This window comes from Micromonospora peucetia, from assembly GCF_900091625.1.
Taxonomy (GTDB): domain Bacteria; phylum Actinomycetota; class Actinomycetes; order Mycobacteriales; family Micromonosporaceae; genus Micromonospora; species Micromonospora peucetia.
In genome coordinates, this window is sequence record NZ_FMIC01000002.1 from 4,839,558 (window position 1) to 4,851,872 (window position 12,315).

Below are 12,315 nucleotides of genomic sequence, written 5' to 3' on the forward strand. Positions count from 1 at the left end.
CGCCGTCCGGAAGGTCGTCCCGACGTCGGGATCCCGTCCGACCCCGGCGTCGCCGCCGCCGGGGCGCGCCGGCCCGCGCTCGCTTTGACCCGCCGGCCCCGGCGGACGCCCAGTACGTGAGGAGAACTCTGTGACCGGCACCAGCACGATCGCTGTCCACGGCGACGACGGGTTGAATCCGGGCGGGGCGGTGTCGCCGCCGATCGTGCAGAGCGCCACCTTCAGCGCCGAGTCGGACGAGCGGTTCACCGCCGTCGCCACCGAGACCCGGGGGCAGGCCTTCTACACCCGCTACGGCAACCCGAACCACGCGCAGGTCGCCGCCGTGGTCGCCGAGCTGGAGGGCGCCGAGGCGGGCCTGGTCACCGCCTCCGGGATGGGCGCGATCAGCACGATCGCCCTGGCCCTGCTCTCCGCCGGGGACCACGTCATCGTCCAGCGCAGCACGTACGGCGGCACGACGTCCCTGGTCACCGGCCTGCTGGCCCGGTTCGGGGTGGCCTTCACCCAGGTGGACCAGACCGACACCGACGCCTTCGCCCGGGCGTTGCGCCCGCAGACCCGGCTGGTCCTGGTGGAGACCCCGAGCAACCCCCTGCTCGAACTGACCGACCTGGCCGCCGTCGTCGAGCTGGCGCACGCCAACGACGCGCTGGTGGCGGTCGACAACACCTTCGCCACCCCGGTCAACCAGCGACCGGCCGACTTCGGCGCCGACCTGGTGTGGCACAGCGGGACGAAGTACCTCGGCGGGCATTCCGACGTCTCGGCCGGGGTGATCGTCGGCTCCGCCGACCTGGTCGACCGGGTCTGGCAGACCGCCATCGTCACCGGCAGCACCCTCGGCCCGATCGACGCCTGGCTGCTGCTGCGGGGCATCCGGACCCTGTCGCTGCGGGTGGACCGGCACAACGCCAACGCGCTGGCCCTGGCCCGGGCGGCCGAGGGCCACCCGGCCGTGCGGCGGGTGCGCTACCCGGGGCTGCCGACGCATCCCCAGCACGAGCTGGCCGGCCGGCAGATGACCGGCTTCGGCGGGGTGCTCGGCATCGAGCTGCGCGACGGCCGGGCGGCGGCCGGGCTGCTGACCGGCCTTCGCCTGGCCAAGCGGGCGGCCAGCCTGGGCAGCGTCAGCACTCTCGTGGTGCACCCGCGCTCGATGTGGGCCGGGATCGTGGACGCCGAACAGTTGGCCGCCACCGGCATCGGCGAGGGCCTCGTCCGGGTCTCCACCGGCATCGAGGACACGAAGGACCTCGTCGCCGACTTCCTGGCGGCCCTCGACGCGGCGGACCGGCCGGAGTAGCTCCCGGACCGGTCGCAGCGGCGTCGCGGACCGGCCGGCCTGACGATCCGGCCGGCCGCGCCGGTGTCAGCGGTCCAGGCTCCCGGCCGGCGCCATCACCCGCAGGGCGTTGGCGTCCAGGCCGATCCGGATCGGCGTGCGGCCGCACAGCTCGCCGTCGACCTCGACGCGCGCCGGCCGGTCGGTCTCCAGCCACAGCTCCCCGACGGCGAGGAACGGCTCGTCGCCGACGGAGCGCCGGTGCCCGGTCGCCGCGTTGCGGGCGGTGTCCCGCACCAGCCCCCGGCGGTTCGCGCCGCCGACCGGGTACGCGACCAGCAGCTGGTCGTCGGCGTCGGCGTCGGCGGCGATCGGTCGGCCGGCGTGGAAGCCGCCGTTGGCCACGTACACCTGGTGGGTGACGAACTCGTGCCGGGCGTCCCCGGCGCGGACGGTGACGCGTAACGGGCGGTGCCGGGTGAGCAGGGCCAGGGCGGTGAGCGGGTACGCCAGCCGGCCGATGACCCGTTTCAGGCGCGGCGGCGTCCGGAGCATGATGTCGGCGGAGAGGCCGATGCCGACGTGGTTGGTGAACGGCATGTCGCCGGCCATGCCGAGGTCGACGTCGATCACCGTGCCGTCGGTCAGCACGTCGACGGCCCGGTCGAGGTCGAGCGGGACGCCGACGGTGCGCGCGAAGTTGTTGGTGGTGCCCAGCGGCAGCAGGCCGAGCGCCATGTCACGGTGGGCGAGCAGCCGCGCGGCGGTGCTGAGGGTGCCGTCCCCGCCCCCGGCCACGAGCAGGTCCGGCCCGAGGTCGACGGCCGCGGTGAGGACGCGTTCGAGCTGGCCGGGCTGGTCGACGGGGTGGTCGCCGAGCAGCTGGAAACCGGCGGCCGTCAGCCGTTCCCGGGCCCGCTCGTGCAGGTGGCGGCCCCGGCGGGAGTGGGCGTTGACGACGAGGACGGCCCGGCGGTCCCGCCGGATGGCCGCGCCCAGTTCCTGCTTCGTCCGCATGGGCCCGAACCCTATCGGCATCCCGGGCGGTGACACGACGACCGGGAGACCGTAGGGCAGACCCCAGCGACCAGACGAAGTAGCCGGCCAGCGGCACGCCCCGGCCGACCGTGGTCGTCAAGCACGGCGTCGTACAGTCGCTCCGGACGGCCGAGTGGATCGAGGTGGCAGGTGGAGTTGGGGCGCGCTACCAACCGGGGCGTCCGGCTGCGCAACCGGTCCGCCCTGCTGTCGAAGGTCTTCCTGGACGGTCCGCTCACCCGGCAGGACCTGGTCCGCAGCACGGGGTTGAGTCAGCCGGCGGTGAGCAACGTGGTCGGCGACCTGATCGACGAGGGGCTGGTCGTCGAGGCGGGCGCCGCCGAGTCCGACGGTGGCCGGCCCAGCATGATGCTGCGGGTCGCACCGCGGTTCGCGTTCGCCGTCGGGGTGGACGTCGGGGAGACCCGGGTCCGGGTGGAGCTGTTCGACTTCGCGATGACCCAGCTGGCCAGCGCCGCGTACCCGCTCGACCCGCGCCGGACGGAGCCGGCGGAGGTGGCCGGGCACGTGCTGGCCGGGATCGACGCGGTCACCGCCCGGGCCGGGGTGGCCGCCGACCAGGTGCTCGGCGTCGGCATCGGCGTCTCCGGGGTGGTCGAGCAGGGCCGGGAGGCGGTGGTGCACGCCCAGTCGCTCGGCTGGGACCGGGTGCCGTTGCAGCGGCTGATCGCCGCGGGCACCGACCTGCCGCTGCACATCGACAACGGGGCCAAGACGCTCGGCCAGGCGGAGATGTGGTTCGGCGCCGGCCGGGGGGCCCGGCACGCCGTCTTCGCGCTGGTCGGCTCCGGGATCGGCGCCGCCGTGGTGACCAACGGGGTGACCTACCGGGGCGCCTCCAGCAGCGCGGGGGAGTGGGGACACACCACCCTCGTCTACGGCGGCCGGCCCTGCCGGTGCGGGGTCCGGGGCTGCCTGGAGGCGTACGTCGGGGCGGAGGCGGTCATCGAGCGCTTCCGGGAGGCCAGGGGTGGCCAGCCGGTGCCGGGCGAGGACGAGGAGTCCCAGCTCTCCGCCCTGCTCGACGCGGCCGGCACCTCGGCCGCCGCCCGGCGGGTGCTGGCCGAGACGGCCGAGTACCTCGGCGCCGGGGTGGCCAACCTGATCAACCTGTTCAACCCGGAGCGGGTCGTGCTCGGGGGCTGGGCCGGCATGGCGCTGGGCGGCCTGCTGCCGGCCGTACGGGAGTCCGCCGGCCGCCAGGCGCTGCGGCAGCCGTACGAGCAGGCCTCGATCGAACTGGGTCTGCTCGGCGTCGACGCGGTGGCGCTCGGCGCGTCGACGCTCCCGATCGCCCGGCTGCTCACGGCTGGCGGGGTCCGGATCGGCGAACCGGCGCCGCCGGATGGCCCGCGTCACTTCACCCGATAAAACATTGCAGAAGCTGCAAGATCGCTTGTAGCGTCTCCGCGTGACATCCGCCGGAACCGAACCCGCCCCCGGTCGGCGCGACCGCAAGAAGCGCCGCACCCGGGCCGCGCTGGCCGAGGCGGCGCTGCGCCTGGTGGCTGAGCGCGGCCTGGCCCAGGTGACGGTGGAGGAGATCAGCGAGGCGGCCGACGTCTCCCCGCGCACCTTCTTCAACTACTTCGCGTGCAAGGACGAGGCACTGGTCGGCGACCATGCGGGCGATGCGAAGCGGCTGGTGGCACGGCTGGCCGCGGTGCCGCCCGAGGTGCCGGTGCTGACCGCGCTGCGGACCGCGCTCGACGAGGTGGTCGACGAGGTGCGCGCCGAGCGCGAGCTGTGGTGCCTGCGGATGGACGTGGTGACGCGCAACCCCGCGCTGCTGCCCCGCCTGTTGACCGGCAACGCCGAGGCGGAGCGGGCCATCGTCGAGGTCGTCGCGGCGCGGGTCGGCGTCGACCCCGACCACGGCTATCCGGCGCTCGTCACCGCCGTGACGGGTGCGGCGCTGCGCACCGCGATGGCCAGGTGGGCCGCCCAGCCCGACCGGCCGGACCTGGCCGACCTCGTCGACGAGGCGTTCGCCGCCCTCGCCGCGGGGCTGCCGCAACCCGAGAAGCCCTGACCCCGCAAGCCCCTTCTGGGAAGGTATGCCCGGAAGGCCGTGAACCCCGTACCCGGTAAGGAAGGTCAATGACCGCCACCGTGCCCGCCGCGACCCCCGAGGTCGGCGCCGGCCGCATGTCCCGCCGTGAGGTGCTGCAGGCACTCTCCGGCCTGATGGTCGGCATGTTCGTGTCGATTCTCGCCTCCACGGTCGTGGCGAACGCGCTGCCGCGCATCATCGCCGACCTGAACGGCACCCAGACCGTCTACACCTGGATCGTCACCACCGAACTGCTTGCCATGACGGCGACCGTGCCGCTGTGGGGCAAGATGGCCGACCTCTACAGCAAGAAGCTGCTGATCCAGCTCTCCCTCGGCCTCTTCGCGGTCGGCTCGGTGATCGCCGGGTTCACCCCGAACGTCGAGGTGCTGCTGGCCAGCCGGGTCGTGCAGGGCATCGGCGCCGGCGGCATGACCGCCCTGGCCACCATCGTGATGGCGGCCATGATCCCGCCCCGCGAGCTGGGCCGCTACGCCGGCATCTTCGGCGCCGTGTTCGGCGTCGGCACCATCGCCGGGCCGCTGATCGGTGGCGTGCTCGTGGACACCTCCTGGCTCGGCTGGCGCTGGTGCTTCCTGATCGGTGTCCCGTTCAGCCTGCTCTCCATCGTCCTGCTCCAGCGCACCCTGCACCTGCCGGTGATCCGCCGGAAGGTGAAGATCGACTGGCTCGGCGCGCTGCTCATCATCACCGGGGTCTCCACCGTGCTGGTCTGGTCGTCGCTGGCCGGCAACAAGTTCGCGTGGGCGTCCGGCTGGACGGCCCTGATGGTCGGTGGCGGCCTCGCCCTGCTGGCGCTGGCCGTCTGGGTGGAATCCCGGGCGGAGGAGCCGATCGTGCCGCTGGACATCTTCCGCAACCGGACGGTCTCGCTGACCACCATCGCCAGCATCCTGGTCGGCGTGGCGATGTTCGGCGGCACCGTGTTCCTGTCCCAGTACTTCCAGCTCTCGCTCGGCAAGTCGCCGACGGTGGCGGGGCTGATGAGCCTGCCGATGATCTTCGGCCTGTTGGTCTCGTCGACCGTCGCCGGCCAGCTCATCACCAAGTACGGCCGCTGGAAGCGTTACCTGGTGGCCGGCGCCGCCACAATGGTCGTCGGCATGCTGCTGCTGGCCACCATCGATGCCGGCACGAGCATGCTGCTGCTCAGCATCTACATGGCGGTGCTCGGCGTGGGCGTCGGCATGCTGATGCAGAACCTCGTGCTCGCGGCGCAGAACGACGTGCCGGCGCACGAGTTGGGCGCGGCCACCTCCGTGCTGACCTTCTTCCGCAGCATGGGCGGCACGATCGGCGTCAGCGCGCTCGGCGCGGTGCTGGCCAACCGGGTCGCCACGCTGAGCGCGGAGAAGCTCGGCCCGCTGACCGGCGGTGCCACGGGTGGGGAGGGCTCCACCGAGGTGCCCGACCTGTCCACCCTGCCCGCGCCGGTGCTGAAGATCATCCAGGATGTGTACGGGACCGCCACCGGCGAGCTGTTCCTGGTGGCCACCCCCTTCGCGGTGCTCGCCCTGGTGGTGGTGCTGTTCATCCGGGAGAAGCCGCTGCACACCCTCAGCGGTGAGGAGCGGCGGGCTAAGGAGGAAGCGGCTGCCGTTGTGCCCGGCGCGCACTGAGTCACCCGCTGTCACGGGGGCGGTCCGGCCTACGCCGGGCCGCCCCTTCTCCGTGCCCCGGCAGCAGGCGCCGGGTGGTCCGCCGACGCGCGCTACGCCGGCAGCGGCCCGGCGTCGGGACTGCCGCCGGCCGGCGTCCGCCGGGCTACGGCACCGGCCGGCGGCGCGGCGCGGCCACCGGCACCGGTCGGCGTACCGACGGCCAGGCCGCCGGGATGCGTTCCAGCACCCCGCCGGCGAAGACGTCCCGCAGGCCGAGCGGCTTGAGGTGGACGTACCCGATGTGGCAGTCGCAGACCGCGTTGCCGCACGGCCGCGGTCGCAGAGCCGAGCGCCACGACCCGTCGTAGAGATTGCCGATCGGCTCGTCGATGAAGTGGCAGCGGCGCACCGTGCCGTCGCCGCGCACCGAGATGGCCGTCTCGCCCGCGTGGCACGGCCGGTCGAGCGACAGGTGCGGGCGGACGCTGTAGCCGAACAGCGGGTCCAGCTCCGTCCAGGTCGCCTCCTCGTCCGCGTCGTAGCGTCGGCCCTCGGCGGCGTTCACCCACAGGTAGACCCCGGCGGGCAGGGCGGCCCGCAGCGCCCGCGCCTCGGTGAGGTGCTCCGGCAGGCCGACCACCCCGACGGAGTAGCGGATGCCCAGCTCGGACAGCCGGGCGCAGCGGCGCAGGAAGCGGTCCCGGTCGACCTGACCGGGGTGGAAGGTCGTCCACAGGGCGGCGGCGCGCGGGTCGGCCTCGGCCAGCCAGTCCACCCGGGCGGCGAGGTTGGTCTGGATGACCACCCGGTCGACGTGCGGCAGATGGGACAGCGACACCATCGCGTCCCGGTACCAGCTGCGGGTCAGCCCCTCACCCCACGGCGTGAACAGCACCGACAGCCGCACGTCGGTGGTGGCCGCGACCCAGCCGGCGAACCGGTCCAGCGCCGCCCGGTCGGCGCGCAGCAGCTCCGGCGGATCGCGCCGCTTGGCGAACGGGCAGTACGGGCAGTCGTAGTTGCAGCTCGCCAGCGGCCCCCGGTAGAGGATCGCCAGGTTCACCTCGGCACGTACCCGGTCATCGCGTCGCGCACCCGGGCCGAGGTCAGCCACGGGCCGATCGCGTCGGAGCGGGCCAGCCCGGCGGGGGTCAGCCGCAGCCCGCCGTCGCCGGCCCACCCCCGGTCCACCAGCCGGCCCAGCTCCGGGAAGTCGTCGCCGGGCGGGCTGCCGAAGCGGGCCCGGTAGGCCGCCGGGTCGACCCCGTCGGCGCGCAGCAGCGACTTGAGCAGCCACCTGCGGCGCTGCTCGGCGCCGTCCAGGGTGAACCCGAACTCGGCGTACCGGAAGTCGTCCGCCGGCCGGGACAGGTAGTCGTCGAGCACCGCCCGCACCTGCGACACGCCGACCGCGTAGTCGAACGAATAGTGCAGGGACGTGGTGTAGGAGCGGGCGCCACAGCCGAGGCCCACCATGCCGTCGTCCTGGCAGCAGTAGTCCGGCCCGTCCGGGGTGGGCACGTCGGCGCGGCGGAACTGCCGCATCGACTCCTGCCGGTACCCGGCCGCGCCCAGCGTCGCCACCGCCTGCTCGTAGAGCGCCAGCCGCTGGGTGTCCCAGTCCGCCCGGCCGTGCGCCCGCCGCCCGAGCCCGGTCAGCGGGCGCACGTACAGCGGGTAGAGGTACAGCTCCTCCGGCCGCCACGCCAGGGCCGCGTCGAGGCTCTCCCGCCAGGTGCCGGCGGTCTGCCCGTCGATGCCGTAGATCAGGTCGATGTTGAGCACCGGGATCCGGGCGGCGCGGATCGCGGCCAGGGCCGCCTCCACCTCGGTGCGGCGCTGCGGCCGGCCGGCGGCGCGGGCCTCGGCGTCGAGGAAGCTCTGCACGCCGATGCTCACCCGGGTGGTGCCGTGCGCGGCGAGCACCGCGAGCCGGTCCGGCGTCGCGGTGGCCGGCGAGGTCTCCACCGACAGCGGTACGCCGGGCAGCCGGGCCCCCATCCCGGTGGCGATGTCGAACAGCTCGGTCAGCTCGTCGGCGGTCAGGTAGGTGGGGGTGCCGCCGCCGAGCGCCGCGCGGGCGTACCCGGCGTCGTCGCCCAGCGCGTCGGCGACCCGGCCGGCCTGCCGGCGCAACTGCCGCAGGTAGTCGGTCACCTGCTCGGCCGGCGCGTTGGCGCGGGTGAACAGGTTGCAGAACCCGCAGCGCATCTCGCAGAACGGCAGGTGGACGTAGAGGAAGAGCGCCTCGCGCGCCTCGGCCCGCCACACCTCCGCCAGCAACGGGCGCGGTCGCATCGGCCGGTACGAGGTCTTGTGCGGGTACGCGTAGAGGTACTGCTGGTACGGCGAGCCGTCGAGGCCCGTGTCGGTGCTGGTCACCATTCTCCCGGTTGCAGGACGAAGTGGGCGTACGGGACGGTCCACACCACGTCGTGGCCGATCCGGTGGCCGGTGTGGCCGTCCTCCCCGTACGCCGTGCCGTGGTCGGAGCAGACGATCGCGAACACCGGTCGGCCCCGGCCGGTGAGCAGGGCGAACAGCCGGTCGACCCGGCCGTCCACGTATTCCAGGGCGGCGGCGTGGCTGGCCAGGTCGTCGGCCTCGGCGCCGGGCAGGTGGTGCCGGTTGGGTTGGTGCAGGGCGGCGACGTTGAGGAACGTGAACAGTGGCTGGCGGGCCGGCACCCGCGGCAGCACCTCGGCCAGCCGGTCGAGCTGGGCGTCCAGGCAGGTGGGGGAGGTGACCCCGAACCCGGGCTCCCAGTGCGCCTCGGCGAACAGGCCCGGCAGCACCGCCCCGAGCGGGCCGCTCCGGTTGAAGAACCCGACCCCGCCCAGGCAGAGCGTGTGGTAGCCGACGCCGGCGAGGGCGGTCGGCAGGTCCGCCGCGTCGAACACCCAGGTGTCGGCGCCGGACGTCTCGCTGCCGGGGAACGCCGCCGCGTACAGCCGCTCGTGCCGGCCCGGGGTGACCGGGGTGGGCAGGAAACCGGCGAAGAACGCGTGGTGCGCGGCGTAGGTGAAGCTGGCGGGGGAGTGCCGGCGTTCCCAACGGCCGCCGGGCAGCGCCCGGGCCAGGTGTGGCGTGCGCCCCCGCGCGGCCAGGTCTGCGGCGACGTCGTGGCGCAGCGTGTCGAGGGTGAGCAGGAGCAGGTCGTGGCTGCCGATCAGGCTCCGCACGCAAGCATCTCCCGCCCCGTCGTGTCGCCGCGCGCCGGCTCCGGCCCCGCAGCCTGACCGCGCGCCGGCTCCGGCCCTGCTGAGCTGCCACCCGACGGCCCTCGGACGGCCGCCGCCCGCCAGCGGTCCCACCGGCCGTCGGCCAGGGCGCGCACCTGCTCGGCGTAGGTGTCCCGACCGTCGGTGAGCACCCCCGGCAGCAGGTCGCCGAAGGCGTTGACCTCGGCCACCGCGTGCCGCTGCCAGCCGACGAGGAACATCAGGTCGATGCCGACCTGGAGCGTGCGGGGGAAGCAACCGGCGACACGTTCGCAGGTCTGCATCGCCGCCGCCCACGCCGCCGGCCCGGCCGCCGCGCGCAGCTCGGCGAGGTCGCCACGCACGTTGCCGAGGTGCAGGTTGGTCAGCGGCCCCCGGGCGGCGCGCACCACGGCGTGGGTGGGCCGCCCCGCGACCGTCACCACCCGGACGTCGACCACCCGGTCGCCGAGCCCCGCCTTGGGCAGCCACCGCTCCACGTGCAGGCCCTCTCCGGCGATCCGGTCGACGATCCCGGCGACCTCAGCCTCGTCGGTGTAGCGGCGTGGGCGCAGCGAGTTGAACAGCCCGTCCGGGGTCGCCTCGATCGTGGTGACCGCCTGCACCCGCCGCCCGGCCACCGCCAGCGCGACGACCCCGGCGGCGGACGACCCGTGGGCGGGCTTGACGAACACCCGGCTCCAGCGGGCCGCCGCCATCGCCGCCCGCAGTTGCTCCCATCCGTGCACGGCGGGCAGCGCGGCCGGCACCGGCACCCCGGCGGCGGAGAGCCGCGCGTGGCAGCGTCGCTTGTCGCACAGCACCGCCACGTCCGCCGGGTCGTTGAGCAGCTCCGCGCCGCCGGCGGCGACCCGGTCCAGGCCCCGCAGCAGTCCGGCGTACGTGTCGGCCGAGCCGACCAGCTCGCCGTGCCGGGCCGGGGCGTCGGCCCGGCGCAGCAGCCGGCCCACCTCCGGGTCCTCGCCGGGGGAGTCGACCCGGACCAGCGCGCCGGCTGCCGGTGGCGCCGCCCCGGTCAGCACGTCGGCCCAGGGCAGCATCACCGGCCGGGGCAGGCCGGCTTCGAGAACCGCCCGGGTGAACAGGTCGACCCGCCGGTTGCCGGGGTTGCCGACGACAGTCAGGCGCACGTCACTCGCCCACCGCCGTGTAGCGGTAGCTCTCGCCGTCGTACTCGTCGGGCTCCTGGCGGTCGGAGACGTCCACCCGCACGCCCGGCAGCGCGGCGGGCACCGACGCGGCCACCTCCTCGGACAGGTAGTGGTGGTGCAGGTCCAGCTCGGCCAGGTGGGTCAACGGCTGCCCGGCGAGCAGGGCCGCCACGCCTTCGTCGCCGAGGGTGCCCAGCGACAGGTCCAGGCGTTCCAGCCGCGGCACCACCGGGGCCGATGCCAACGCCCGGGCGAGGTCGTCGGCGATCTCCGCGTTGCACAGGCCGAGCCGGCGCAGGGCGGCGAACCGCTCGCCGGCCAGCAGCGGGGCCAGGTCGACCAGCTCCGCGTCGCCGCCGTAGTCGGAGGTGCCGAGCCACAGCTCCAGGTCGGTCAGCGCGGGCAGGTCGGAGTCGAGCACCGCGCCGACGAACGCCCGGGACAGCCCGCCGCTCTGCACCGTCAGCTCCCGCAGCCGCGCGTGCCGCACGGGGGAGAATGCGAGGTCCTCGCCGCCTTGGACCCGCAGTACCTCCAGCGCCGGGTACGCCGTCAGCAGTGGGCTGACGTCGCCCACCTTCATCCAGGAGACCTCGCACTCCTCGCTGGTCATGTCGCCGAGGAACAGGGCGCGCAGGGCGGGCAGCCTCGACGCCGCCGCGCAGAGCTGCGCGATCGGGGCGGGGTGGAACGCCGCGTAGCCCCAGGCGCCGATGACGAGGGACTCCACGGACGGCCCGGCCTGCGCGACGAACCGGTCGAACGCGACCCGGAACTCGTCCGAGAGCTGGTGTTCCACGGTCGTCTCGTCGAAGTGCCAGACGGAAAGCCGCCACGAGACCGAACCGTCCACGGTGGGCAGCGGGCCGTCGGCGGGGACGTCGACGACCGGTCGGCCGGCGAAGTGGCGCGCGTGGGAACCGAAGGCCATCGCCGGTTACTCCCCGACCTCGGTGTAGTAGTAGAGGGTGCCGTCGTGCTCGTCGGCGATCTGCGCGTCCGCCAGGTCGACCCGTACGCCCGGCAGCGCGGCGACCACCGACGCGGCCATCTCCTCGGATAGGTAGTGGTGGTGCAGGTCGAGCCGGGCCAGGTGGGTGAGCGGCTGGCCGGCCAGCAGCGCCTTCGCGCCCTCCTCGGTCAGCGTGCCCATCGACAGGTCGAGCACCTCCAGCCGGGGGACCACCGGCGCGGTGGCGACGGCCGCCGCCACCGCGTCGGCGATCTCGGCGTTGCACGCCGCGAGGTGCCGCAGGGCGGGCAGGCCGGCGCCGGAGAGCACCCCGGCCAGGTCCTCGGCGCTCGCGTCGCCGCCGTAGTCCTTCCGGCCGAGCCACAGGTCCAGCCGGTGCAGGGCCGGCAGGTCGCACGCGCCGACCGCGCGGACCACCCCGGCCGGCAGCCCGCCGGTCTCGAACCGCAGCTCCCGCAGCCCGGTGTGCCGGATCGGCTCCAGTCGCAGGCCCTGCGCGCCGCGCACCCGCAGCACCTCCAGCGACGGGTACGCCGCGAGCAGCCCGGTGATGTCGCCGTGGGTGAGCCAGGAGATCTCGCACTGTTCGTAGGTCAGGTCGGCGAGGAAGACCCCTCGCAGCCCGGTCCACTCCCCGGCCGCCTCGATCAGTGGCTCGATCGGCAGCGCCCGCTCGTAGGACTCGCCCCACTCGCCGATCACCAGGGCGCGTACCGTGTCGGCCGGCACCTGCTCGCGCAGCGCCGCCACCAGGTCGGTGATCTCGTCGATCCCCGCGTCGTGGTCCTCGACCTCCAGCCGCCAGGCGATCGCCGACGGATCGTCGGGAAGTGTCATTCCCGGGGTGAAGGGCACTACCGGTAATCCGACGAACGACGACACGTGCGAGCTGATCACGCCTACCTCCGGTCCGACTGGTGCAGCGGCGGCGCGACCGTAACAGGTGAGCCC

The 12,315-nt window shown here is 74.4% G+C and carries 11 protein-coding genes; 4 read left to right on the forward strand and 7 right to left on the reverse strand.

Annotated elements, in window-relative coordinates:
• The first annotated feature begins 130 nt into the window (after positions 1–130).
• Positions 131–1,306: a trans-sulfuration enzyme family protein gene (locus GA0070608_RS21935; RefSeq protein ID WP_091630409.1), complete on the forward strand. Its 1,176-nt coding sequence runs from the start codon at positions 131–133 to the stop codon at positions 1,304–1,306.
• Positions 1,307–1,372: 66 nt separating this feature from the next.
• Here the strand turns inward: GA0070608_RS21935 and GA0070608_RS21940 are convergent, their stop codons facing one another.
• Positions 1,373–2,302, reverse strand: coding sequence for a diacylglycerol/lipid kinase family protein (locus tag GA0070608_RS21940; protein WP_091630410.1), 930 nt, complete (start codon positions 2,300–2,302; stop codon positions 1,373–1,375).
• A 171-nt stretch (positions 2,303–2,473) separates the two neighbouring features.
• On the opposite strand from GA0070608_RS21940, the gene GA0070608_RS21945 reads away from it, so the two are divergent.
• The 3 genes from GA0070608_RS21945 (at position 2,474) to GA0070608_RS21955 (ending at position 6,037) form a co-directional block, all read left to right on the forward strand.
• Entirely contained in the window at positions 2,474–3,715 is a 1,242-nt protein-coding gene (locus GA0070608_RS21945; RefSeq protein ID WP_091630411.1) for an ROK family transcriptional regulator, read from the forward strand.
• 40 nt (positions 3,716–3,755) lie between these two features.
• Complete coding sequence (locus GA0070608_RS21950; protein WP_091630412.1) at positions 3,756–4,376, forward strand: acyl-CoA-like ligand-binding transcription factor; 621 nt, start codon at positions 3,756–3,758, stop codon at positions 4,374–4,376.
• Positions 4,377–4,444: 68 nt separating this feature from the next.
• Complete coding sequence (locus GA0070608_RS21955; protein ID WP_091630413.1) at positions 4,445–6,037, forward strand: MDR family MFS transporter; 1,593 nt, start codon at positions 4,445–4,447, stop codon at positions 6,035–6,037.
• A gap of 145 nt (positions 6,038–6,182) precedes the next feature.
• Here GA0070608_RS21955 and GA0070608_RS21960 read toward each other — a convergent pair whose 3' ends face one another.
• From GA0070608_RS21960 to GA0070608_RS21985, 6 genes are read right to left on the reverse strand one after another with little or no spacing between them, the layout of a single operon-like run.
• A complete protein-coding gene (locus tag GA0070608_RS21960) occupies positions 6,183–7,082 on the reverse strand; it encodes an STM4011 family radical SAM protein (RefSeq protein WP_091635782.1) in 900 nt (299 codons plus the stop codon).
• Positions 7,079–8,401 carry an STM4012 family radical SAM protein gene (locus tag GA0070608_RS21965; protein ID WP_245715878.1) on the reverse strand — a complete coding sequence of 441 codons (1,323 nt, stop codon included), beginning with the start codon at positions 8,399–8,401 and terminating at the stop codon, positions 7,079–7,081. Before GA0070608_RS21965 ends, GA0070608_RS21960 begins: the two co-directional genes overlap by 4 nt.
• Entirely contained in the window at positions 8,398–9,201 is an 804-nt protein-coding gene (locus tag GA0070608_RS21970; RefSeq protein ID WP_091630415.1) for an STM4013/SEN3800 family hydrolase, read from the reverse strand. The genes GA0070608_RS21965 and GA0070608_RS21970 overlap by 4 nt, the downstream gene beginning before the upstream one ends.
• Positions 9,189–10,370 carry an STM4014 family protein gene (locus tag GA0070608_RS21975; protein ID WP_176733796.1) on the reverse strand — a complete coding sequence of 394 codons (1,182 nt, stop codon included), beginning with the start codon at positions 10,368–10,370 and terminating at the stop codon, positions 9,189–9,191. The genes GA0070608_RS21970 and GA0070608_RS21975 overlap by 13 nt, the downstream gene beginning before the upstream one ends.
• A 1-nt stretch (position 10,371) precedes the next feature.
• Positions 10,372–11,322, reverse strand: a complete 951-nt coding sequence (locus GA0070608_RS21980; protein ID WP_091630416.1) for an STM4015 family protein — start codon at positions 11,320–11,322, stop codon at positions 10,372–10,374.
• A 6-nt stretch (positions 11,323–11,328) separates the two neighbouring features.
• Entirely contained in the window at positions 11,329–12,201 is an 873-nt protein-coding gene (locus GA0070608_RS21985; RefSeq protein WP_176733797.1) for an STM4015 family protein, read from the reverse strand.
• Between the last annotated feature and the right edge of the window lie 114 nt (positions 12,202–12,315).

Bases quoted from the DNA above. Each gene is read 5' to 3' on its own strand.
- GA0070608_RS21955 (WP_091630413.1), top strand. From the start codon at position 4,445: ATGACCGCCACCGTGCCCGCCGCGACCCCCGAGGTCGGCGCCGGCCGC.
- GA0070608_RS21940 (WP_091630410.1), bottom strand. From the start codon at position 2,302: ATGCGGACGAAGCAGGAACTGGGCGCGGCCATCCGGCGGGACCGCCGG.
- GA0070608_RS21980 (WP_091630416.1), bottom strand. From the start codon at position 11,322: ATGGCCTTCGGTTCCCACGCGCGCCACTTCGCCGGCCGACCGGTCGTC.
- GA0070608_RS21985 (WP_176733797.1), bottom strand. From the start codon at position 12,201: ATGACACTTCCCGACGATCCGTCGGCGATCGCCTGGCGGCTGGAGGTC.